The organism is Rhodoferax saidenbachensis (assembly GCF_001955715.1).
GTDB lineage: Bacteria > Pseudomonadota > Gammaproteobacteria > Burkholderiales > Burkholderiaceae_C > Allorhodoferax > Allorhodoferax saidenbachensis.
Map to the genome: position 1 here is coordinate 2,875,442 of NZ_CP019239.1, position 21,156 is coordinate 2,896,597.

At 63.1% G+C, this 21,156-nt stretch carries 20 protein-coding genes and 1 riboswitch; of the genes, 11 read left to right on the forward strand and 9 right to left on the reverse strand.

Going from position 1 to position 21,156, the window contains the following annotated elements:
- Nucleotides 1-438: 438 nt before the first annotated feature.
- From RS694_RS13685 to arcC, 8 genes are all read left to right on the forward strand, one after another.
- On the forward strand, nucleotides 439-1,854 hold the full coding sequence (locus RS694_RS13685) for an MATE family efflux transporter (RefSeq protein ID WP_029708616.1): 1,416 nt from the start codon (nucleotides 439-441) through the stop codon (nucleotides 1,852-1,854).
- Between the two features lie 9 nt (nucleotides 1,855-1,863).
- Entirely contained in the window at nucleotides 1,864-3,072 is a 1,209-nt protein-coding gene (locus RS694_RS13690) for a multidrug effflux MFS transporter (RefSeq protein ID WP_029708615.1), read from the forward strand.
- The gene (miaA, locus tag RS694_RS13695) at nucleotides 3,059-4,027 is read left to right on the forward strand and encodes a tRNA (adenosine(37)-N6)-dimethylallyltransferase MiaA (protein WP_029708614.1); all 969 of its coding nucleotides are present in this window, start codon (nucleotides 3,059-3,061) and stop codon (nucleotides 4,025-4,027) included. The genes RS694_RS13690 and miaA overlap by 14 nt, the downstream gene beginning before the upstream one ends.
- On the forward strand, nucleotides 4,024-4,674 hold the full coding sequence (locus RS694_RS13700; RefSeq protein ID WP_029708613.1) for an ABC transporter ATP-binding protein: 651 nt from the start codon (nucleotides 4,024-4,026) through the stop codon (nucleotides 4,672-4,674). Before miaA ends, RS694_RS13700 begins: the two co-directional genes overlap by 4 nt.
- A gap of 166 nt (nucleotides 4,675-4,840) precedes the next feature.
- The gene (gene arcD / locus RS694_RS13705; RefSeq protein WP_029708612.1) at nucleotides 4,841-6,310 is read left to right on the forward strand and encodes an arginine-ornithine antiporter; all 1,470 of its coding nucleotides are present in this window, start codon (nucleotides 4,841-4,843) and stop codon (nucleotides 6,308-6,310) included.
- A 20-nt stretch (nucleotides 6,311-6,330) separates the two neighbouring features.
- On the forward strand, nucleotides 6,331-7,548 hold the full coding sequence (locus tag RS694_RS13710) for an arginine deiminase (protein WP_029708611.1): 1,218 nt from the start codon (nucleotides 6,331-6,333) through the stop codon (nucleotides 7,546-7,548).
- Between the two features lie 17 nt (nucleotides 7,549-7,565).
- On the forward strand, nucleotides 7,566-8,564 hold the full coding sequence (gene argF, locus RS694_RS13715; protein ID WP_029708610.1) for an ornithine carbamoyltransferase: 999 nt from the start codon (nucleotides 7,566-7,568) through the stop codon (nucleotides 8,562-8,564).
- A complete protein-coding gene (arcC, locus tag RS694_RS13720) occupies nucleotides 8,561-9,472 on the forward strand; it encodes a carbamate kinase (RefSeq protein WP_029708609.1) in 912 nt (303 codons plus the stop codon). Before argF ends, arcC begins: the two co-directional genes overlap by 4 nt.
- Before the next feature lie 24 nt (nucleotides 9,473-9,496).
- Here arcC and RS694_RS13725 read toward each other — a convergent pair whose 3' ends face one another.
- Nucleotides 9,497-10,876 (reverse strand): esterase-like activity of phytase family protein, encoded by a 1,380-nt coding sequence (locus RS694_RS13725; RefSeq protein ID WP_037247752.1) that lies wholly within the window; start codon nucleotides 10,874-10,876, stop codon nucleotides 9,497-9,499.
- A gap of 120 nt (nucleotides 10,877-10,996) precedes the next feature.
- Between RS694_RS13725 and RS694_RS13730 the strand changes: the two genes are divergently transcribed.
- The 3 genes from RS694_RS13730 (at nucleotide 10,997) to RS694_RS13740 (ending at nucleotide 13,588) form a co-directional block, all read left to right on the forward strand.
- The gene (locus RS694_RS13730) at nucleotides 10,997-11,764 is read left to right on the forward strand and encodes a substrate-binding periplasmic protein (protein ID WP_029708607.1); all 768 of its coding nucleotides are present in this window, start codon (nucleotides 10,997-10,999) and stop codon (nucleotides 11,762-11,764) included.
- A 109-nt stretch (nucleotides 11,765-11,873) separates the two neighbouring features.
- Entirely contained in the window at nucleotides 11,874-12,764 is an 891-nt protein-coding gene (locus RS694_RS13735; protein WP_029708606.1) for a DMT family transporter, read from the forward strand.
- A 119-nt stretch (nucleotides 12,765-12,883) separates the two neighbouring features.
- Nucleotides 12,884-13,588, forward strand: a complete 705-nt coding sequence (locus tag RS694_RS13740; protein WP_029708605.1) for a P-loop NTPase family protein — start codon at nucleotides 12,884-12,886, stop codon at nucleotides 13,586-13,588.
- Between the two features lie 4 nt (nucleotides 13,589-13,592).
- Here the strand turns inward: RS694_RS13740 and RS694_RS13745 are convergent, their stop codons facing one another.
- From RS694_RS13745 to RS694_RS13780, 8 genes are all read right to left on the reverse strand, one after another.
- Nucleotides 13,593-14,252, reverse strand: a complete 660-nt coding sequence (locus RS694_RS13745; protein WP_037247750.1) for an ABC transporter ATP-binding protein — start codon at nucleotides 14,250-14,252, stop codon at nucleotides 13,593-13,595.
- The gene (locus RS694_RS13750; protein ID WP_029708603.1) at nucleotides 14,245-15,840 is read right to left on the reverse strand and encodes an ABC transporter permease; all 1,596 of its coding nucleotides are present in this window, start codon (nucleotides 15,838-15,840) and stop codon (nucleotides 14,245-14,247) included. The genes RS694_RS13745 and RS694_RS13750 overlap by 8 nt, the downstream gene beginning before the upstream one ends.
- Before the next feature lie 158 nt (nucleotides 15,841-15,998).
- Nucleotides 15,999-17,033 carry a thiamine ABC transporter substrate-binding protein gene (locus RS694_RS13755; protein ID WP_051391983.1) on the reverse strand — a complete coding sequence of 345 codons (1,035 nt, stop codon included), beginning with the start codon at nucleotides 17,031-17,033 and terminating at the stop codon, nucleotides 15,999-16,001.
- A 65-nt stretch (nucleotides 17,034-17,098) separates the two neighbouring features.
- Nucleotides 17,099-17,199: riboswitch (TPP riboswitch) on the reverse strand.
- Nucleotides 17,200-17,225: 26 nt separating this feature from the next.
- A complete protein-coding gene (locus RS694_RS13760; RefSeq protein ID WP_029708601.1) occupies nucleotides 17,226-17,696 on the reverse strand; it encodes a DUF2269 family protein in 471 nt (156 codons plus the stop codon).
- The gene (locus tag RS694_RS13765; RefSeq protein WP_029708599.1) at nucleotides 17,693-18,058 is read right to left on the reverse strand and encodes a DoxX-like family protein; all 366 of its coding nucleotides are present in this window, start codon (nucleotides 18,056-18,058) and stop codon (nucleotides 17,693-17,695) included. Before RS694_RS13765 ends, RS694_RS13760 begins: the two co-directional genes overlap by 4 nt.
- Complete coding sequence (locus RS694_RS13770; RefSeq protein WP_241464098.1) at nucleotides 18,045-18,536, reverse strand: SRPBCC family protein; 492 nt, start codon at nucleotides 18,534-18,536, stop codon at nucleotides 18,045-18,047. Before RS694_RS13770 ends, RS694_RS13765 begins: the two co-directional genes overlap by 14 nt.
- 19 nt (nucleotides 18,537-18,555) lie before the next feature.
- Nucleotides 18,556-19,674 (reverse strand): saccharopine dehydrogenase family protein, encoded by a 1,119-nt coding sequence (locus tag RS694_RS13775; RefSeq protein WP_029708597.1) that lies wholly within the window; start codon nucleotides 19,672-19,674, stop codon nucleotides 18,556-18,558.
- Nucleotides 19,671-21,155 (reverse strand): DUF1501 domain-containing protein, encoded by a 1,485-nt coding sequence (locus tag RS694_RS13780; protein ID WP_029708596.1) that lies wholly within the window; start codon nucleotides 21,153-21,155, stop codon nucleotides 19,671-19,673. Before RS694_RS13780 ends, RS694_RS13775 begins: the two co-directional genes overlap by 4 nt.
- Nucleotide 21,156 lies beyond the last annotated feature (1 nt).

Below are 21,156 nucleotides of genomic sequence, written 5' to 3' on the forward strand. Positions count from 1 at the left end.
ACGGCGCTACCGCCAATCCAACAGCCAGATACCAAATACCGAACTTCGTCCGCGCTGCGCGCGGACGGGTATTCACCTCGCCGTGCCGAGCGCAGCGATGGCGCGTAGGTCGCCCCACTCCCTTCTGTATGCGCCGAGGAGCACAGGGGGCAGTGGATCAGGGCTGGCGATTGTTTGAGCGTAGCGAGTTCGAGCCAGACCCCACTGAACCCGAGCACCGCAGGTTGCCCCGGCGCAGCCGGGGTCGCAGACAGTAGGGTCGCCTTTCTTTTGGTGACTTTTCTTTGGCGAAGCAAAGAAAAGTTACTGCGCTGTCGGGCGCACATCCCGACACGCCAAACAAACCAACCACCTCACCAGAAAATAAGAAAACCAAGAAATAGGGTTATGCCAACCCCACCGAATGCACCAATTTGGCGCACGTAAAATCCCCCCTCCATGCCCCAAGAAACCACTACACGCACCACCCGCATCCGCACTGAAATTCAAGCCCTCTGGCAACTCGCCTGGCCCATCCTGATCGGGCAACTGGCCAACGTGGGCATGGCCGTGGTCGACGTGGCGATGGCCGGGCATGCGTCGGCACAGGATCTGGCCGGTGTCTCGCTCGGTGTGTCCATCTGGAACATGGTGATCATCACCATCATGGGCGTGATGATGTCCGTCAGCCCGCTGGTGGCCCACCACGTGGGTGCCAAGAAATTCAGCCAAGTGCCACACGTGGTGCGCCAGGGCATGTGGAAGGCGCTGGGCGTGGGCTTGATTGCGTTTGTGCTGGCCAATCTGTCCGTGGTGGTGTTTGACCACCTGGAACTGGAACCCGTGGTGCGCGAGATGGCCAAGAACTTTGTGCACATCACCAGTTTTGCACTGCCCGCCTTTGCTTGCTACCGCGTGCTGTACGGCTACAGCGCCAGCCTGAACCAGACCAAACCGCTGATGGCCACGGCCATTGGGGCACTCTTACTGAACATCTTCATCAACTGGCTGCTGGTGTACGGCAACTGGGGCTTTCCGCGCATGGGGGGTCTGGGCTGCGCCTGGTCCACGTTGCTGTGCGTGTGGTTCAACTTTCTGGGCCTGCTGTGGTGGATGCACCGCGCGCCGGCCTATCGCAGCACCTGGCCCTTTGGTAAGTACGAGGCGCCGCACTGGCCCAAGGTGGGCAGCCTGCTCAAGCTGGGCTTGCCGATTGGTGTGACCTACTTTGCCGAGACCAGTGCCTTCAGCGGTATCTCGCTGCTGATCGCCAAGTTTGGCAGCACCGCTGTCGCCGCGCACCAGATTGCACTGAACTTCACTTCGCTGGTCTTCATGGTGCCGCTGAGCCTGGGCGTGGCCCTGCTCACCCGCGTGGGCCAGTCGCTGGGTGCTGGGGACCCGGTAGCCGCGCGGTTCCGCGCCTGGGTGGGCGTCATCGCCTCGCTGGCATTTGCGGCGGTGTCGGCCTTTGGCATGGCGGTGTTCAACCAGCATATTGCCGGGGCCTACACCAGCGATGCGCACGTTGCTGCACTGGCCGCACAGTTGCTACTGCTGGCGGCCCTGTTCCAGCTGTGTGATTCTTCGCAAGTCGTCTTGAGTTGCGCCATTCGGGGCTACAAGGTCACGCGCAGCCCCATGGTGATTCACCTCACGGCGTTCTGGGTGGTTGCCATTCCGCTGGGCTGTGTGCTGGGCCTGGCGCCTGCGTGGCTGCCCTGGCGCCCCGCCGCGCCGATGGAGGCACAGGGCTTCTGGATTGCATTGGTGGTAGGTCTCACGGTCGCAGCCATCGGGCTTGCGGTGTTGCTGCGCAATGTGGCCAACCGGCATTTGCCCCATGCGGTCGGTACGCCACGCACATCCACATAAACTCCCTGCATGCCACAACGCCAAACTACCAACACCATGCCCTCCGGGCTGATCGTGCTGGTGCTCTCTCTGCTGCTGGGCATCCAGCCCGTCACCACCGATTTGTATTTGCCCGCCCTGCCCGGCCTGACACAGGGCTTTGGCGCCAGCATGGCGCAGGCGCAGCTCACGCTGACCGCGCTGCTGCTGGCCTTTGGCCTGTCGCAGCTGATCTGGGGTCCGTTGTCGGACCGTTTTGGCCGCCGCCCCATTCTGCTGGTGGGCCTGTCTGCCTATGTGCTGGCGGCGGTAGGCAGCGCCTTTGCACCCAGCATGGAGTTGCTGATCGTCTGGCGCGGCGTGCAGGGCGCTGCCATGGGCGCAGCCGTGATGTGCGCACGCGCCATCGTGCGCGACCTGTACCTGCCCGCGCAGGGCGCCAGCGTGATGTCCAAGGGCCTGAGCGGACTGGGCGTGATTGCCTGCCTGTGTGCACCGCTGGGCGGACTGCTCACAGCATTGTGGAGCTGGCACGCGGCCCTGCTGGCGCTGGCCGCATTTGGTGCACTGGCGCTGGCCCTGGTGGCCTGGCGCTTTGAAGAAACCATTCCCCGCAAAAACCCGCTGGCGCTACAGCCAGTTACCCTGGTGCGCACCTGGGCCGACATCCTGCGCAACCCGACGTTTCTGGCGTTCTCGGCGCTGTCCGTCTGTTCGTACGCTGGCCTGTTCACCTTTCTGGCGGCTTCCTCGTTTGTGTTCATCCACCTGCTGGGTTTCAGCCCCACGCAGTTTGGCCTGGTGATGCTGGCCATGTCGGCCACTTACCTCAGCGCCACCTTTTTGTGCCGACGCCTGCTGCTGCGCTTTGGCGTGCGCCGCACAGTGGCCATTGCAGGTGCGCTCTCGGTCAGTGGCGGCACGCTGATGGGGGTGCTGGCGCTAGCGGGCGTGCAATCGGGCTGGGCCATCATCATCCCGCACGGCATCTTCATGCTGGGCCATGGCATCCACCAGCCGTGTGGCCAAAGTGGCGCGGTGGGCCCTTTCCCCCAAGCAGCAGGCGCAGCCTCGGCGCTCAACGGTTTCCTGATGATGGTGGCGGCCTTCTGCGTAGGCCAATGGCTGGGTACGCACATGGACGGCACGGCCCATCCGCTGGTCTACGGCATCTGGTTCTGGAGCGTGCTGATTGCCCTCAGTGCGTGGACGCTGGTGCAGAAATATGGCAAGTCCTGAGCCCCTGCCCTACATCGCACTGGCCGGCCCCACGGCGGCCGGCAAGACCGCGGCCGCGCTGGCCATTGCAGAGGAGCACGCGGTAGAAATCATCAGCGTCGATTCCGCGCTGGTCTACCGCGGCATGGACATCGGCACAGCCAAACCCAGCGCTGCAGAACTCGCCGCCGTACCGCACCACCTGATCAATATCCGCGACCCACTGCACGCCTACAGCGCCGCCGAGTTTGTGCGCGACGCCGAGGCGCTGATGGCCGACATCCGCGCGCGCGGCAAGCTTCCGCTGCTGGTGGGCGGCACCATGCTGTATTTCAAGGCACTGTTTGACGGCATAGACCCCATGCCGTCTGCCAACCCGGAAGTGCGTGCGCAACTGGAGCAGGAGGCGCAGGCCAAAGGCTGGCCCGCCATGCACGCCGAGCTGGCGCTGGTCGACCCCATCACCGCCGCCCGTCTGGCACCCGCTGACAGCCAGCGTATCCAGCGCGCACTGGAGGTGTACCGGGTGTCAGGCCAACCGCTCTCGCACTTTCACGCCACCCAAAACGCTATCAAAACAGAAGCTGCTTGCGCAATCCCCGTGCGGGCTACAGCCCTAATTTCCTTGGAACCCGACGACCGCGCCTGGCTGCACAACCGCATTGCCCAGCGTTTTGACGCGATGCTGGCGCAAGGTTTTCTGGACGAAGTGCAGGCCCTGCGCGCGCGCGGCGACCTGCACCCGGACTTGCCATCGATGCGCTGCGTCGGTTACCGCCAGGCATGGGAAGCGCTGGATGGTTTGTGGCCCATGGCCGAGCTGCGCGACAAGGGCATCTTTGCCACACGCCAACTGGCCAAGCGGCAGATCACCTGGCTGCGCTCCATGCCACAGCGCCAGGTCGTGGCCTGCGACCAACCCGATGCGCTGGACCAGGTGCTGCACAAAGTACGCAAGCTGCTGGAACCGACATGACCCTCCGCGTGCAGGCCTTAAGCAAACACTATGGCGACACACCGGTGTTTGCCAACGTGTCGCTGGACGTGGCACCGGGCGAGTTTGTGGCCATCGTCGGTGAATCAGGCGTGGGCAAGTCCACGCTGCTCAACTGCATGGCCGGGCTGGACCACTGGGACAGCGGCAGCGTGCATTTGGACGGTGCAGACTTGGGCCTACTTACTGACGATGCGCGCGCCCTGCTGCGCCGTGACAAGGTAGGTTTTGTGTTCCAGGCTTTCCACGTGTTGCCGCACCTGGACGTGGCGCAAAACGTGGCCCTGCCGCTGCTGCTGTTGGGCACGCCGGACGATGCGCGTGTGGAAGCCATGCTGGAGTCAGTCGGGCTGGGCGGCCTGGGCAGCCGCCTGCCGCAGCAACTCAGCGGCGGGCAACTGCAGCGCGTGGCGATTGCCCGCGCGCTGGTGCACCGCCCCTCGCTGCTGCTGGCCGACGAGCCCACCGGCAACCTGGACCCGACCACCGCCGCACTGGTGATGCGCGCGCTGGTGGAGCAGACCCGTCTGCATGGCGCGTCGCTGGTGCTGGTGACCCACTCGCATGCCGCCACGCAGCAGGCCGACCGGGTGCTGACGCTGCGCGCAGACGGTATCGCCGCACGCTAGTGCTTGCGTGCGCTAGCGCACAGGCGCACGCCGCCAGATCGCCCAAAGTCCATCTTTAGCGCTACACGCTACCGGTTGAATGCCAAACCGTTGACAGAGATCAATGGATCCGTCCGCTGAAGGCGCACATTAGTTCATGCACTTCAACCATTCAGGAGACAAAGTCATGGCACGTTCCAATCCGGGCACCAGCGCCCCACCCAGAACATCGCCTACCGGCAACCGCGTCCCGGGCCCGCTAGGCCTGGGCCTGCTGGTCGCCCTGGTGGTGGGCTCCATCATTGGCAGCGGCATCTTTGGTCTGCCGCAAAACATGGCGTCCGGCGCAGGTGCTGGCGCCATCCTGATCGGTTGGGCTGTGACCGGCCTGGGCATGTTGATGCTTGCACTCACCTACCAGATGCTCGCGCTACGCAAACCCGCACTGGACAACGGCGTGTACGCTTACGCACGTGCACTCTCCGGTGAATATGTAGGCTTCAATTCGGCCTGGGGCTACTGGGTCAGCGCCTGGATCGGCAACGTGGGTTACCTGGTCGCGGCCTTTGGCGCACTGGGCTACTTTTTCCCGGTGTTTGGGGCGGGCAATACGCCAGCGGCCATCGCCGGTGCATCCGTGGTGCTGTGGCTCATCCATCTGCTGGTGCTGCGCGGTATCCAGGGCGCTACGGTGCTCAATGCGGTGGTCACGCTGGCCAAGGTGCTTCCCCTGTTGCTGTTCATCGGATTTGTGGCTCTGGCATTCCAGGGCGGCACCTTCCACCTGAATTTCTGGGGCGACGCCAAACTGGGCTCGGTACTGGACCAGGTCAAGAGCACTATGCTGGTCACCGTCTGGGTATTCATCGGCATTGAAGGCGCCAGCGTCTACTCTGCACGCGCACGCGAGCGCAAGGATGTGGGGCGCGCCACCGTGCTGGGCTTCCTGATCACCCTGCTGCTGCTGATGGCCGTGTCCCTGCTGTCGCTGGGCATCTTTACCCAACCTGAACTGGCCGCGCTGAAGAACCCGTCCATGGCTGGCGTGCTGGAAAAAGCCGTTGGTACCTGGGGCGCCATCCTGATCTATGTGGGGCTGATCGTGTCGGTGGGTGGTGGTTTTCTGGCCTGGATGCTGCTGGCCGCAGAGTCGCTCTTTACCCCTGCAGGCGGCGGTGAAATGCCCGAGTGGCTGGCGCGCCAAAACGGGAACGGCGTGCCCGCCAACGCGCTCTGGCTGACCAACGGCATGGTGCAAATTTTCCTGCTCGTCACGCTGGTTTCCAATGCCTCGTACCTGGCGCTGATTTCCTTGTCGACGGCCATGATTCTGGTGCCCTACCTGTTCAGCGCCATCTATGGCCTGGCGGTGGCGTGGCGTGGCGAAGGCCCTGGCGAAACGGCGCTGCGCCGTGGCGACATACCGATTGCGGCGCTCGCATCGGTCTATTGCCTCTGGCTGCTGTATGCCGCTGGCCTCAAATATGTGCTGCTCAGTGCCCTGCTCTATGCACCCGGTGCCGCCCTCTACCTATGGGCCAAGAAGCAACGCGGCGAGCGCGCATTCACCCCCGTGGAGTGGGGCATTCTGGCCGTGCTGTTGGTGCTGGCGGGCGTCGCTGCCTACCTGCTGGGCACCGGTGGTTTGACGCTGTAACACACCGCAGGAGCCCAACCATGCCCCAAGGTGTTTTCTCGGAAGTAGGACGGCTGCGCAAGGTCCTGGTCTGCCGGCCTGGACTCGCGCAGAGCCGCCTCACCCCCGCCAACTGCAGGGAACTGCTGTTTGACGATGTGCTGTGGGTGGCGCAGGCGAAGAACGATCACTACGCCTTCACCAGCGCCATGGCCGAGCGCGGCGTGGCCGTGCTGGAGCTGCATGCGCTGCTGGCTACCGTGGTCGCCAATCCCGTCGCCCGCACCTGGCTGCTGGACCGCAAACTGGCACCCGACTTTGTCGACCCCGAGCTGACGGCGCAGTTGCGCCCATGGCTGGAAAGCCTGCCGCCAGAGCGCCTGGCCGAACACCTCATTGGTGGCCTGGCGCGTGCCGAATTGCCGTTCGAACCCGAAGGCCTGATGGCGCGCTGTGCCCAGCCCTCGGACCTGTTGCTGGCGCCCCTGCCCAACACACTGTTTACCCGCGACAGCAGTTGCTGGATTCACGATGGCGTGGTCCTGAGCCCCATGTATTGGTCCGCGCGGCGGCAGGAAACCCTGTTGCTCACCGCGGTCTACCGCTTCCACCCGGAGTTTGCGGGGACCACCACCGAATGGTGGGGCGACCCGGATCAAGACCATGGGCTGGCTTCACTGGAAGGTGGCGATGTTATGCCCCTGGGCAATGGCGTGGTGCTGATCGGCATGGGCGAGCGCACCGCACCGCAGGCCGTCAGTCAACTGGCACGCCAGCTCTTTGCCCGCGGCAGCGCAACCCGGGTGCTGGCAGCACAGATGCCCAAGTCCCGCGGCGCCATGCATCTGGACACGGTGTTCACCTTCTGCGATGTCGATCTGGTCACAATCTTTCCGGACGTGGTGCACGCTATCCAGACCCACAGCCTGCGCCCCGGTGCCACGAAAGGCAGCCTCGATGTGCGCACCGAAACGCACCCGTTTCTGGAGGTCGTGGCCGAGGCCATGGGCCTGCCCAAACTACGCGTGGTCGTGACAGGCGGCGACGCCTACGAAGCCGAGCGCGAACAGTGGGACGACGGCAACAACCTGCTGGCCCTGGCGCCAGGCGTTGTCATGGCCTACAACCGCAATACCTATACCAACACCCTGCTGCGCAAGGCAGGTGTTGAAGTCATCACCATCCCCAGCGGGGAACTCGGGCGCGGCCGGGGTGGCAGCCACTGCATGTCCTGCCCCATCGAACGTGACCCGCTCTGACCCGCACAGGACACCCCATGAGCTTCAATCTCCGCAACCGCAACTTTCTGGACCTCCAGACATTTGCCCCCCGCGACATCCGCTTCCTGCTCGATCTGGCCGCAGAACTCAAGCGCGCCAAATATGCCGGCAACGAGCAGCCGCGGCTCAAGGGCAAGAACATTGCACTGATCTTTGAGAAGGCCTCCACACGCACGCGTTGCGCCTTCGAAGTCGCCATGCACGACCAGGGCGGCCACGTAACCTACATCGATCCGGTGAGCTCCCAGCTGGGGCACAAGGAATCACTGAAAGACACGGCCCGCGTGTTGGGGCGGCTCTACGACGGCATTGAATACCGCGGCTTTCACCAGAGCGCCGTAGAAGACCTGGCGCGCTTTGCCCATGTGCCGGTCTGGAACGGGCTGACGGACGAAGCCCACCCCACGCAGATCCTGGCCGACCTGCTGACCATGGAAGAGTTTGGGGAGAAACCACTGCACGAACTGTCGTTTTGCTACCTGGGCGATGCACGTTTCAATATGGGCTGTTCGCTGCTGATTGGCGGCGTGCAGATGGGCATGGATGTGCGCATTGCAGCCCCCGTCGCACTGCAACCGCCCGCAGAACTGGTGGCCCGGATGCGCGAGCTCGCCCGCACCACCGGCGCCCGCATCACGATCGAGACGGATCCGCTCAAGGCGGTTGCGGGCGCAGACTTTCTTTACACCGACGTCTGGGTGTCCATGGGCGAACCGCAAGAGGTCTGGAAAGACCGCATTGCGCAGCTCCTGCCCTACCAGGTCAACACCGCACTGATGCAAGCCACGGGCAAACCACGCACACGTTTCATGCATTGCCTGCCCGCTTTCCACAACGTGGAGACGGAAGTGGGCCGCCAGATTCAGGCGCGCTACGGCCTCTGCGAACTGGAGGTGACCGACGCGGTCTTTGAATCCGATGCGTCCGTCGTATTCACCCAAGCCGAGAACCGCATGCACACCATCAAGGCAGTGCTGGTGGCCACACTGGCATGAGACTGGTGGTGGCACTGGGCGGCAATGCACTGCTGCGCCGTGGCGAGCCGCTCTCGGCGGCCAATCAGTTGGCCAATATTCGCGTGGCCGCCGCCCAACTGGCACGCGTTGCCAGCCAGCATGCGATGGTGCTGACCCATGGCAATGGGCCGCAGGTGGGGCTCCTAGCCCTGCAAGGCGCGGCCTATACCGCAGTGGCGACCTATCCGCTGGATGTGCTGGGCGCAGAGACAGAGGGCATGATTGGCTATCTGCTGGAGCAGGAGTTGTCCAACCGGCTACCCGCTACGCGACGGGTGGCCACACTGCTCACACGCGTCGAGGTGGATCCGCAGGACCCAGCATTTGCGCACCCGACCAAACCCATTGGTCCGGTTTACACCGCTGAACAGGCCCAGGAACTGGCTGCGAACCGCCACTGGACCATGGCCGCCGATGGTGCAGGCACGCGGCGCGTGGTGGCCTCCCCCCTACCGCTGCGCGTGCTGGGGGTGGACACCATCGAGACGCTGCTGGCCCATGACACACTGGTGATTGCGGCCGGTGGCGGCGGCATACCGGTGGCCCGCCAGGGCGATAACCCGGACCTTCAGGGCGTGGAAGCGGTCATCGACAAGGACCTGTGCAGCAGCCTGCTGGCGCGTGCGCTGCACGCCGACTGCCTGCTGATCGCCACCGATGTGGAAGGCATTTACCTGGACTGGGGCCAACGCACCCAACACCTGCTGCAACACACCACACCGCAAGAATTGGCAACGCTTGCATTCCCCGCCGGATCGATGGGCCCCAAGGTCGCTGCGGCTAGCGCGTTTGTTGCCGCTACGGGCAAGCGCGCCATCATCGGCTCACTGCAACAGATCGAAGCCATGCTGCAAGGCCAGGCCGGCACACAGGTGCGTCCGGACTGACCTTGGATTTCCGCTAACGCTGGGCTAGTTGGCTTTCAGGAAGTCAGCCACTTCCAGCAGGATCAGCTCGTTGTCATCGGCCTTGTTGGGCTCGCGGCTGCTGGAGAACGGCAGGTTGTTGTCGTTGCCCACGATGATGTGCGTCGCGTCCACCACATCCACGTTTTCAATCGTGAAGAAGGGGAAGGTCAACACGCCGTTGTTCAGCGGTTTGCGCGCCAGGTGGTTGGGGTCGGCGATTGCCATCAGGTCGATGTAGCCGATCTTGCGCAACGGGCCACCCACATTGGCTTCATTGAGCTCTACCTTGTAGACGCGCTTGAACTTGGCAATGTCGTGGAAGCAGTCGGTGCGCTTCTGGCCTTCGGGGCAGGCCTTGTCGGCCGTGCCTTCGCCGTTGTCGCGCTCGATGATCAGGCCCGTCGTGCCATCAATCATGTTGAAGTCACCAATGGCGTTGCTGTTGGCTTCCAGCACGTACTTCCAGTGGCGGCCGGTCCAGTTCTGGCTCTTCACGTCAAACTCCAGCACGCGCAGGTATTCCTTGTCGCCCAGCTTTTCGTTGGACTTGGTGGCTGCGTCGTACAGCGAACCTTCCAGCAGTGCATACAGCTTGCTGCCATCGGGTGACGATGCCATACCCTCAAAGCCCTTGGAGCGGCGCACCTGGAAGTCCACCGCGCCACCGGGAACACCCGGCGTGGTGACTGCGGGATGGTCGGGGGAACGCACCACCTTGCCGTCCACCACGGTGTCAAACACGGCCAGCACCTTGCCCTTCATGTCGGCCTTGATCAGGAAGGGGCCAAACTCGTCACCAATCCACAGCGCGCCACCGGCCAACTGGAAGCTTTCGGTGTCAAAGTCGCTGCCCGTCAGGTAGCGCTTTTTCGTGCCTTCATGAACGATGCGAAATGGCACTTTTTTGTCGGGGTCGTGCAGGAAGATGGTTTCCTGGCGCTTCAGGTTACCGGCCTTGAAATCCACGCGGTAGCGGTTGAGGTACAGCATCGCATCGGGCGAATTGGCCTTGGCACCAAAGCCGTTGTCCGTCAGTATCCAGAAGCTGCCATCGGCCATGCGTTTGATGCCGGAGTGGCCTTGCAATGGCTGGCCCTTGAATGGCACGGACACGCCCGTGGGGCGGCCGGCAGAGAGGCCTTCTACCGTGCCCAGCGTGTCCACGCGTTTACCGGTGGTGAACTTCCCGCTGATCTGCAGGTCTTGCGGCGCGTCTTTGGGCGCAGCCAGGAACGACTGGGCTGGCAGCACCGCGTGGCCGGCCAGCGTGGCGGGAAATGCGGTTTGCGCATGCAACGAAGCGGTGGCCAGCGCAGCAATGGCGGCGAGACCGAGCGGCCACAGGCGTGAGGGAGAAACATGGAAGAGGTTGCGCGACAGCATGAATGTCCTTTGAAGTAATGCAAAGCCGCGATACTGCGCACGCCGTATGACATCGCTGTGACATTTACGGCCCGGGCATTTGCGCGGATACTGCGGCTTCGCTCACCGCAAAGCATTTCCATGACGCAACGCCGCACCCTCCTTCAGGCCGGGGCCGCCCTGGCATTGGGCTCCTGCCTGCCTGCACGCGCCGCCGCTCCGTTTCACATGGCGTATTTCGAAACCTACAGCCCCTTAAGTTTTCGCCAGGGCAGCGCGCTGCAAGGCATCTTGCTGGACGTGATCGAAGAGGTGCTGCACAAGCGCATGCGCGTGGCGGTCGACCACAAGGGCTACCCCTGGAACCGCGCCCAGTTGATGGTGCAACACGGCGAGGCCGATGCCATCTGCACCATTGCCACGCCCGAGCGGCTGGAATACGCCGTGGCTGCCGAAGAACCCGTGGTGTCGCCGCGCCGACGCGTCTTTGTGCGCGCCAGCCATCCCATGCTGGCGCAGATACGCCAGGTGAAAGACCTGGACGAACTGCGCCAGCTCAACCTCTCCGTGGTGTCCTACGCCGGCAATGGCTGGGCCAAGACCAACCTCACAGACTTCAAGGTGGAACAGGGCATAGACTTTGAGAGCGCGTTGAAAATGCTGATCGCCAAGCGCGGCGATGTGTTCATCGACAACTCGTTCACCATGCAGTACAGCCTGGCGCGCATGCCCGGCGGCAACGACATCCTCATGATGCCGGCCAACCTGGACCAGTCCCATTTCCAGCTGCTGGTCAGCAAGAAGTCCACGCACCTAGGCTTGCTGCCCGCGTTTGATGCGGCGCTGCGCCAGTTCAAACGCACACCGCAGTACGCACGGATCTACCAACGCTACGGCGTGCAACCGTAGCACCCTTCTCCGGCCGGCGTTGCCGGGTAAAACCACCCTTCCGCTCCCGCTTCACCACAAGCCGCTACAGTCGCGGCTTCGCTTTTATTTCTCGGGTCTGCTTTTCCCTATGTTTCGATTTCTGCAAACCCGCTGGCTGGCGCTGGCGGGCAACTCCCGTGGTGTGCTGCTGGTCATGTCGGCCATGTTCTGCTGGTCGGTGCTGGACGCCTGCAACAAACAACTGATGGAAACCGGCATTCCACCGCAACAAGTGCTGTTTCTGCAGGCCACCGTGGTGCTGCTGATGGTGCTGCCACTGATCGCCTGGACCCGCGGCCGCATCATCGCCACGAAGAACCCGCGCATGCATTTGCTGCGTGCAGGCTTCATCGTCACCTCGGCCTGGTGCGCCGCCTATGCGGTGTCGCACCTGCCGCTGGCCGAGGCCAGCGCCTACCTGATGACCGGTGCCTTGTTCATGCTGCCGCTGGGTGTGTGGCTGCTGGGCGAACAGCCGCACTGGCTGCGCTGGTTGGGCGTAGCCGTGGGTTTTGGGGGTGTGCTGGCCATCCTGCAACCCGGAGCCACGGCCTTTCACAGTGCGTCGCTGGTCGCACTGTTTGGTGCACTCATGGAAGCCATGCTGGGCGTGGTGCTCAAGAAGTATTCAGGCCAGGAACACCCGATTGCCGTGCTGACCTGGAGCCAGGTCGCCTGCTGGATCACCTTTGGCCTGTTCAGTGGCTTTGCACTGCCCACCGTACCCATGGAACTGTGGATTCTTTTGCCGGTGATCGGGCTGTCGGCCTCAGGCATTTACCTTTCGTATTTCTATGCCTACCGTGCGGGCGACGCCTCGGCCGTGGAAGCGGGCAGCTTCACGCTGCTGCTGTTCAGCCCGGCGCTGGGTTACCTGTTCTTTGCGGAAGTGCCGGACGCGGGCTTCTGGATGGGTGCCGGACTGCTGGTCTGTGGCATTGCGCTGGTCATCATCGAGCCCAAAGGCCACGCCCACTAATCTATACCTGCCTTGTACGGCGGGCACAATGGGCCTTGTTTGTACTGCGCGCACGATTCTTGCTGGCTCTGGGGCAGACGCGTTTGGCGCACACCGATCCACCCACCTAAGGACACTTCATGGCTTCACTCAACTTCATTGGCGGCGAAAAAGGCGGCGTGGGCAAGTCTGTCACCGCCCGGGTGCTGGCCCAGTACTTCATCGACAAGGGCCAACCCTTCACCGGTTTTGACACCGACCGCTCGCACAACTCCTTCACCCGCTTTTACGCCGACTACGCTTCCCCGGTGATCGTGGACAGCTACGAGGGCCTGGACATGCTGGTCGGCGCGTTTGAAGACATGGGCGAAGGTGAAGCGCAGCCCAGCGTCATCGTCGACCTGGCCGCACAAACCGCCGCCCCGCTGTCACGCTGGATCAAGGACTCGGATTTGCTGACGCTCTTGGCCAGCATGGGCGTGACCGTCAACTTCTGGCATCTGGTCGACGCCGGCCGCGACTCGGTGGACCTGCTGGACAAACTGGTCACCACCTACGGCGCAGGCCCGAACTACATCGTGGTCAAAAACCAGGGCCGTGGGTCCGACTTTTCATTGTTGGCCGAATCCGCCGCGCTGAAGAATGCCCTGAGCCTGGGCGGCAAACTCATCAGCCTGCCCGCGTTGCACGAAGCCAGCATGGTCAAGATAGACCGCCAGAACATGAGCTTCTGGGCCGCGCTCAACACGCGTGGCGGGCCCGATGCACTGGGCATGCTGGAGCGCCAGCGCGTGAAAACCTGGTTGGCCAATACCTACAGTGTCCTCAACGGACTGGCGCTTTAGCGCCCTACCAAACCACCTGCAACGCGCAATCCGTCAACCGGTACCCGCGCTGCCCCATGGCACGCGCCTCCGTCTCATCGTGCGTCACCAGCACGGTGGCAATGTTGAGGTCGGCAATACGCTGACTGAACTCCTCGCGAAGTTGCAGGCGTAGCGCAGCATCCAGCGCAGAAAAAGGTTCATCGAGCAGCAGCACACGCGGCTGCGTGATGAGGGCACGGGCCAGCGCCACGCGCTGCTGTTCACCCCCCGAGAGTTGCCAGACTTTGGCCTGCGCAAACGCACCCAGGCCAAAACGCTGCAGCATGTCCTGCGCCTGCGTACGCGCTTCACGTTTGCTCTGCCCCTGCTCCACCAGACCAAAAGCCACGTTGTCCTGCACATTCAAATGCGGGAACAGCGCGAAGTCCTGGAACATCAGCGCAAAGTGGCGCCGCTCGGGCGGCAGCGCGGTGATGTCTTCGCCATTGAAACGCACGCAGCCCGCATCCAGCGGCTCCAGCCCGGCCAGCACCTTGAGCAGCGTGCTCTTGCCGCTGCCCGAGGGGCCGAGGATGGCGGCCGTTTCGCCAGGACGCACGGTGAGGTTCAGGTTGTGCAGCAACACGCGTGTATCGCCACGCGTGGGCTGCCAGGTTTTGTGGAGAGATTGCAGTTCAAGCATGGGTTTCTTCCTCAGAGCCCTGCCACTCAATGGCAACAAAGGCCAGCAGCGCGAGCGCCATAAGCACACAGGCCAGTACCAACGCGGCGTCCATATTGGCGGCGCCGGGGCGGCCCAGGTGCTGGTAAATCAGGGTCGTGAGCGTGGCCCATTCGGGGCGCGATAAAAACAGGGTCACGGCAAACTCGCCGACGGCCGTGGCAGCCGCAAATGCCATGCCGCGGCGCAGGGCCGGTGCCAGCAGTGGCAAGGTGACACGCAAAAAGGTGCGGGCGGGTGATGCACCGAGCGAACGCGCCGCGTCGGCATACGACGCCGGCAGACTGTCCAGACGCGACGCGACCGACTTGGCGATGAACGGGTACGCCAGCAGCGCATAGGCCGCCACCAACAAGCCGAAACTGCCGCTCCATTGCGGGTACAGCAGCAACAGGCCAAACGCCACCATCACCGGCGACACCACAAAAGGTAGGAACACCAGGGTGCGCAGTAACACCGAGCGGCGTGCCGCCAGTGCATGCAGCAAGCCCAGCACGGTGGCCAGTGCCAGCGCCAGCGTGGAGAAACGCAAGGTGTTCCACAGTGCTGCCAGCGTGTCGTCCTCCACCAGAACCACCCAGGCAGATGCTCCTGAAATAAGAGCACGCCACGCAATCGCCACAAGGGGCGCAGCACAAAACAATGCTAAAACCAGCAACGCAGCCGCCACCGCACCCCACTGCCCTGTACCCCGCGGCGCACGGCGTGCCAGGTGGTCGGCGCGCGCTGGCGTGGCCAGACGTCGTTCGATCAGCGCATAGGCCAGCGCCACCAGCACGGTCAGTGCCACCATCCAGGTAGCCAGCACCCCAGCCTGCGCCAGCTGCAGCTCGTGCGCCACCAGGGTGTAGATCTCGACCTCCGCCGTGGCGTATTGCTGGCCACCCAGCACCAGCGCCAGACCAAAACCGGCAAAACAGTACAGGAACACTAGGCACATCGCCGACATCAGCCACGGCGCGATGGCAGGCCACTCCACGCGCCAGAACGCACGCCAGGGCGTGGCCCCAAGGCTGCGCGCCGCGGCCACGCGCGCCGCGCTGACCTGGCCCAGCGCATCCGTGGCGGCGCGCACCACCACACACAGGTTGAAAAACAGATTGCCGTAGAGCAGCAGCCAGGGTGTGCCCTGCAAATCCGGTCCACCCAGCCCCACCAACACACCACGCGGGCCCAGCAAGGCCAGCACGCCCAGCGCCGCCACCAGCGTAGGCACAACAAACGGCAGCATCAGTGCATGCAGCACCAGGCTGCGCCCGGGAAATTCAAACCGCGCCAGCACCCAGGCCACCGGCAGACCCAGCAGCAGCGCCGCCACACAGGTGATGGCCGCCTGCAAGAAAGACCACACAATGCGCCAGCGCAAATACGGGTCCAGCCAGGGCGTCCAGAGTGCGGCCAGCCCATGTGCCCCGCCCTCACCGGTGCCCGCAGTCCACCCCTCCGCCAGCAGGCGCAATGCGGGCGCCACCAGCACCACCAGCAAAAAAGCCAGTGGTAGCAGCGCGAGCCAAGCGGGCGCAGTGGTGCGAGGGCGAGAGGGATTCATATGGACTTACGGGCGCGCCAGCACACCCAATCGTTCGGGCTGAGCTTGGCCTGCCCTGAGCCCGTCGAAGGGTCGAAGCCCTTCGACGGGCTCAGGGCGAACGGGGGAAAGGTGCACGGCGGCGAGAGATAGCGGCATGCCATCAAACAATGAGCGTCTTACTTCAACACCACCTTGGTCCAGCGGCTCACCCAAGCCGCACCCTTGGTGGCGATGTCGCGTTCGCCAGGGCTGTGGAACACCGTGGGTTCGGGCGCGAACTTCATCACGTCCACCCGCGCCACACCGGCTTCCACCGGGTACATCCACATCTCGGTCTGCATCTGGGTTTGCACGGCGGCGGAGCGCAGGAACTCTATGAACTTGCCTGCGGCTTCGCGCTCCTTGCCACCCTTGACCAGAGCCACACCTTCAACCTGGCGGAACACGGCGCCGGGGATGGACAGACTGCCTGTGGGTGGCTCTGTAGGTTTGTCCTTGGCGTAGAACAGCTCAGCGGCAGGGCTGGCGGAGTAACTCACCACCAGCGGGTACTTGCCACCGTTGCGGCTGAACTCGGTGTAATAGGCCTCGCTCCAGCCCTTGGCCACCTTCACACCGTTGGTCCGCATGCGGGCCCACCAGTCAAAAGCTTTTTCTTCGCCCAGCGCGCCAATGGTGGCCAGCAGAAATGCATTGCCGGGGCTTGAGGTGGCGGGGTTTTGCACTACCAGCAGCTTGGCGTAGGCTGGCTGTGCCAGTTCGTCCAACGTCTTGGGCAGTGCCAGGCCACTCTTGGCAAACCAGGCTTTGTCAAAGTTCACCGTGACATAACCATAGTCCACCGGCACCAGCCCGGCGGGCAACGGCGCCGACGTTTCGCGGCTGGTGGCAGAGCCTGCATAGGCGTCCAGCACACCCGCGGCCAGGGCCTTGGGTGCCAGCGCGTTGTCGATGCCGTAGACCACGTCGGCAATTGGCTCGGCTTTGGTCAATATAAGTTTGTTGAGCATCTCGCCCGCATCGCCACCTTTGGTGATGCGCAGCGTGATGCCGGTGTTGGTCTCAAACTGCTTGAGCAGCGGCTTGGGCACGGTGAAAGAGCTGTGCGTCAGCACCCGCAGTTCGGCGGCATGCACGGAAGTGCCAAGCCCCACGGTCACCAATGCCACAGCGCAGGTGATGCCCAGAAAAGAAAAAATCCCGCGTTTCATCAAGTACCTACTTTCAATGCGCCAACGCAGGTCGCATCAAAAGCCGACACCCCAGAAAACCACGGGATCAAGGCTCTTCACACTTCCTACGCTGGCATGACCCAGATCAGGTGAGTGGGGTATTTCTCAGTCCGTTCCAAAAGAACAGACACCCCCGGTGAAGCCCGGATTGTAGGTGCAGGTGCGCCTGGCTCAGAAATTGGGCTTGGCCACCATCAGATAAAACACGATGACCATGGCAACAAACGCGGGGTAGCCCAGCATTTCCCATCGACGGGCGTAGCGCCAATAGGCGGGGTCCAACTCGGTCTGGTGCTGGACAGCGTTGTGTGCCATTGCCGCCATGCGGATTTGCAACCAGACCACCGGCAGCCAGCAAGCCCCGGCAAAGAAGTAAAGCAGTACCGAGCTTGCAAGCCAGGGCGTGGATAACGGGAAGCCAGCCCAGTAAGCCATAAGGAAGCCAGTCGCCGGTTGCATGAGTACCGCAGGGGCCGTAAACCACCAGTCTGCCCGCACGACCAAGCGGGCAACCACTGACTGCGCAGCCAGCACATTGCTGCGATTCACAAAAAACATATAGAAGGCGGAACCAAAACCTGTCCCCACCAACACCACGCTGGACAGGATGTGAACCCATTTCACCAACAAATAGGTATTCATGCGGGCCTCCGCATCAAAACCCACAGCACAGCTGCAATAGGTAAATTTTTGGTCAGTGGCCCCAGAGGATGCAGCCACAACGCGGGGACCATGGCGGAAGCCACGACGGTCATGCACAACATGACAAGCAGGGCCAGTCCATACACACGCCGCACCGGCTTGAGAAGCAAAAGCAGCCCGAGTACGACATCCAGCACTGCACCGGCCAGCGTCAGTGTGTTGGCCATACGCACATCCGTCACGCCACCTGCAAGCAATAAGGCGCGGCTCTGGCCATGCAGCTCCCACACGCTGACCACAGCCGTGGCCAGCCACACAAAGACCAGGCTATAACGCAGCCACCTTAGCTCAGAGTGCGTCATGCGCTTTATTTTCCTTTTGCCAATCTGCGATCTCCTGCGAATGCCTTACCAGGAAAGTCTGCAACCGCGCAAAGCGTTTGCGTGTCTGGTGTTCGAAGACTGTATTCACGACAGGGCCGAGAAGCCATGTTGTCCAACGCGGTCCCACTTCGAATGTATAGGTGTAAATCAGTACGGAGTTTCGGGCATCCTGGTCTTTGTGGCGCATAGATGCTGCCCATCGGGAAAAAGGAAACGACGTTCCGACCATCGAGGCGGCAGCCAGATACGGCCGGTCAAAACTCACGAATCGGGTTTGCATGGACAAAGCACGCATCCAGCCTCCGCCTGAGTTCTCGGTTACTGCCCCTACATAGGGACATGGCGCACCACCCAGCACCTGGGTTGCACTCACCAATGAGTCCCACCGATGCCGCCAATGATGAAAGTGAAATGCATCAAACACAATGTCCGCACTGGCTGGCATGGTGAATTCCATTTTGCGATGCACCATTTTCTCAACCCTCTTCCACCATATCCGTCACCATGCCCCACTTGTCAAACTCGGGTGTGAAATCGCGCAGCACATGCAAACCTAGGCAGGGTCGTGCCCCCGGCTGCATGGACTCACCCGCGGCGAGTCGACGAGCCAACAGGATCGCAGCCATACAAGGGATCTCAGGGCCATGGTCGTTATCGGCGGCGATGTGCCAGGCGCGTTTGTCCGGCACGCCAGCGCCATCCAAACCGGCTACGCGCACCACCATGCCCCCCAACTTTGAACCCAGAGGATCAAAAACCTTCGCACCGGCATTGAGTAGTCTCGCGAAGGACGAAGGATTTTTCAGCAGCCCGTGCTGGCGCAGCCAAGCCAGGAATGCAAAGGCGCGTTGTGCCAGCCCTACCTCTACCGCGGCACGGAACACCATGCGGTCTTGCACCCGGTAGTGCGCAGGGAATAGCTCAAGATCGGGGATGTCGCACACGGCGCCCTGCCTGGGCTTCAGTCGTTGAAACTCCACGCGCTGCGGACTGCCCCAGCCAATCTGGGACTGCCATTGGCCACCGTTCCACAATTGAATGGGGGCGCCGCAGTAGCTCAGCACCGCCTCCAGCGTGGCCACACCGCGTGGTGCGGTTTGTGCCGGGGCAATGCAGATATCAATACTGTCGATGCGCTGCCAGCCGCGGCACAAAAAATCCACCACGGCAGACGACAGCGCAGGCACGGTGCTGGCACCGCTGATGGCCACCCGCTTGGCCTCCGCGAACGGAGCCTGCATGGTCTTTGCAAAATCGCACACAAAACGCCGACCGTCAGCCAGATCAATGTAGTGCGCACCGGCCTTGGCACACGCAATAGCCACTGCATAGTCTTGGCCCTGAAACGGGCCAGCGGTGTGGATCAGCAGTTCGACCTGGTGTTCGCGCAGCATCTCCGAAAAATCAGGGCTCTGGCAATCCACCACCGCAGCGCTGGCACCTGTGCCGTGCACATGGTTGAGTTCTGCAGCTAAGGCAGAAGCACGGCTTCCATCACGCCCAGCGACCAACACGGTTATGGAATGATCTGCTGCCAGGGCACGACAGATGCGCGCGCCAAAGTTTCCATACCCTCCCAACACCATCACTCTCATGCAGGCATTCCCATAAATCCCAAATCAATAGGATAGTCTGTCCGACCAGCCCCTGCGCCAAACTGCCGCAGGTTCGGCAGTATGCCGCCCAGCTCCTGCGGCCCCACACCAAACCAGCGCGCCAGCGTGGCAGCGTACTGGTCTACCGAGGTGCTGGGCAGCAGGCGGCCCTGGCCGACGTGCCATTGGTCTTGCGGCGCGGCGGTGTTGCCTATGCTGACGGGCGGCGGTGCACCGTAGAAGGCACGACCCTTGACCGCGCCACCCACGACCAAGTGGTGGCCGCCCCAGCCGTGGTCGGAACCATCGCCGTTGGACGTGAGCGTGCGGCCGAAGTCGGAGGCGGTGAACGCGGTCACGTTCTGCGCCACGCCCAACTCCACGGTGGCGCGGTAAAACGCCGCCATGGCTTCGCTCACGCGGCCCATCAGCACGGGCTGCTGCGCAATCAGGTTGTCGTGCAGGTCAAAGCCGCCCAGCGACACCATGAACACCTGGCGCTTGGCGCCCAACACATCGCGGCCCTGGATCAGGCGCGCCACCATCTTCAACTGATCAGCCAGCGGGTTGCCGGTGGGGAACGCTGTCATCAGCGGCGCAGTACCTCCGCTCTGGCTGCCAGCCAGCGCAGCGGCCACGTGTACCTCGGCCTCGCGCGAGCGCTGCATCACACGCACGTATTCGTTCTCCAGCGGATGCGTGCTGGGCTCGGAGATCATCTCGGAAAGCAGGTTCTTCACGGCCTTGGAGCCGTAGACCGCGTTATCGCTGGCGGCACGCACACGCACCGCACCGCCGGTGCTGACCTGGTACTGCAGCGCCGAGTCGCCCGACAAAAACACCGCATTGCCGGTGACCGACATGCAGGTGAACAAGGACTTGGCATTGCTGCGCAAAGCCAGGTCGCCCAGGTGCCCACCCCAACCCACCGTAGAGCCCTCAGGCGAGGACGATTGCCAGATGGACTGCTGGTCGTTGTGCGAGAACAGCTTGGGCGGCAGCGGGTAGGTCTTACGGTCCGGGCTGTTGAACTGCGTGCGTGTAAGCGGCACCACCAGTGGCCCCACATTGAGTTGCACCGCGGCCTGACCGGCGTTGAACAGATCGGCCAGCCCCGTCATGGCCGGGTGCAGCGCGTACTGGCGCCCGTCTGCTAGCGGCGTGCCGGGCTGTAAGAGCGTGCGCTGCAAGTCGGCGTGCGCCAGGGCGATGCCGCCCCCAGCCTCGCCCGCCCCACCGCGTACGGTGGCGTATTGGGCATAGCTGGCGGGGTCAAACGTGACCACGGTGTTGGCATAGTCGTTGCCGCCGTAGAGGAAGACACAGACCAGGGCTTTGTAATCGGTGGCAGTGGCTGCAGCGGCCTCGCCCAGGGCGGCCAGGTTGAGCGCGGTGGGCAAGGCGGTGCCAGCCAGCGTGAGTTGTCCCGCACGTTGCAGGAAAGCACGGCGGGTGTGGAGATGCGGTTGGAGCAAATGCATG

Coding starts and splice junctions, on each gene's coding strand:
- argF (WP_029708610.1), top strand. CDS start 7,566: ATGAGCTTCAATCTCCGCAACCGCAACTTTCTGGACCTCCAGACATTT.
- RS694_RS13725 (WP_037247752.1), bottom strand. CDS start 10,876: ATGCTGTCGCGCAACCTCTTCCATGTTTCTCCCTCACGCCTGTGGCCG.
- RS694_RS13770 (WP_241464098.1), bottom strand. CDS start 18,536: ATGGAATTCACCATGCCAGCCAGTGCGGACATTGTGTTTGATGCATTT.
- RS694_RS13755 (WP_051391983.1), bottom strand. CDS start 17,033: ATGAAACGCGGGATTTTTTCTTTTCTGGGCATCACCTGCGCTGTGGCA.
- RS694_RS13690 (WP_029708615.1), top strand. CDS start 1,864: ATGCCACAACGCCAAACTACCAACACCATGCCCTCCGGGCTGATCGTG.
- RS694_RS13700 (WP_029708613.1), top strand. CDS start 4,024: ATGACCCTCCGCGTGCAGGCCTTAAGCAAACACTATGGCGACACACCG.
- RS694_RS13740 (WP_029708605.1), top strand. CDS start 12,884: ATGGCTTCACTCAACTTCATTGGCGGCGAAAAAGGCGGCGTGGGCAAG.
- RS694_RS13760 (WP_029708601.1), bottom strand. CDS start 17,696: ATGAATACCTATTTGTTGGTGAAATGGGTTCACATCCTGTCCAGCGTG.
- RS694_RS13775 (WP_029708597.1), bottom strand. CDS start 19,674: ATGAGAGTGATGGTGTTGGGAGGGTATGGAAACTTTGGCGCGCGCATC.
- RS694_RS13765 (WP_029708599.1), bottom strand. CDS start 18,058: ATGACGCACTCTGAGCTAAGGTGGCTGCGTTATAGCCTGGTCTTTGTG.
- arcC (WP_029708609.1), top strand. CDS start 8,561: ATGAGACTGGTGGTGGCACTGGGCGGCAATGCACTGCTGCGCCGTGGC.
- miaA (WP_029708614.1), top strand. CDS start 3,059: ATGGCAAGTCCTGAGCCCCTGCCCTACATCGCACTGGCCGGCCCCACG.
- RS694_RS13710 (WP_029708611.1), top strand. CDS start 6,331: ATGCCCCAAGGTGTTTTCTCGGAAGTAGGACGGCTGCGCAAGGTCCTG.
- RS694_RS13745 (WP_037247750.1), bottom strand. CDS start 14,252: ATGCTTGAACTGCAATCTCTCCACAAAACCTGGCAGCCCACGCGTGGC.
- RS694_RS13685 (WP_029708616.1), top strand. CDS start 439: ATGCCCCAAGAAACCACTACACGCACCACCCGCATCCGCACTGAAATT.
- RS694_RS13780 (WP_029708596.1), bottom strand. CDS start 21,155: ATGCATTTGCTCCAACCGCATCTCCACACCCGCCGTGCTTTCCTGCAA.
- RS694_RS13730 (WP_029708607.1), top strand. CDS start 10,997: ATGACGCAACGCCGCACCCTCCTTCAGGCCGGGGCCGCCCTGGCATTG.
- arcD (WP_029708612.1), top strand. CDS start 4,841: ATGGCACGTTCCAATCCGGGCACCAGCGCCCCACCCAGAACATCGCCT.
- RS694_RS13735 (WP_029708606.1), top strand. CDS start 11,874: ATGTTTCGATTTCTGCAAACCCGCTGGCTGGCGCTGGCGGGCAACTCC.
- RS694_RS13750 (WP_029708603.1), bottom strand. CDS start 15,840: ATGAATCCCTCTCGCCCTCGCACCACTGCGCCCGCTTGGCTCGCGCTG.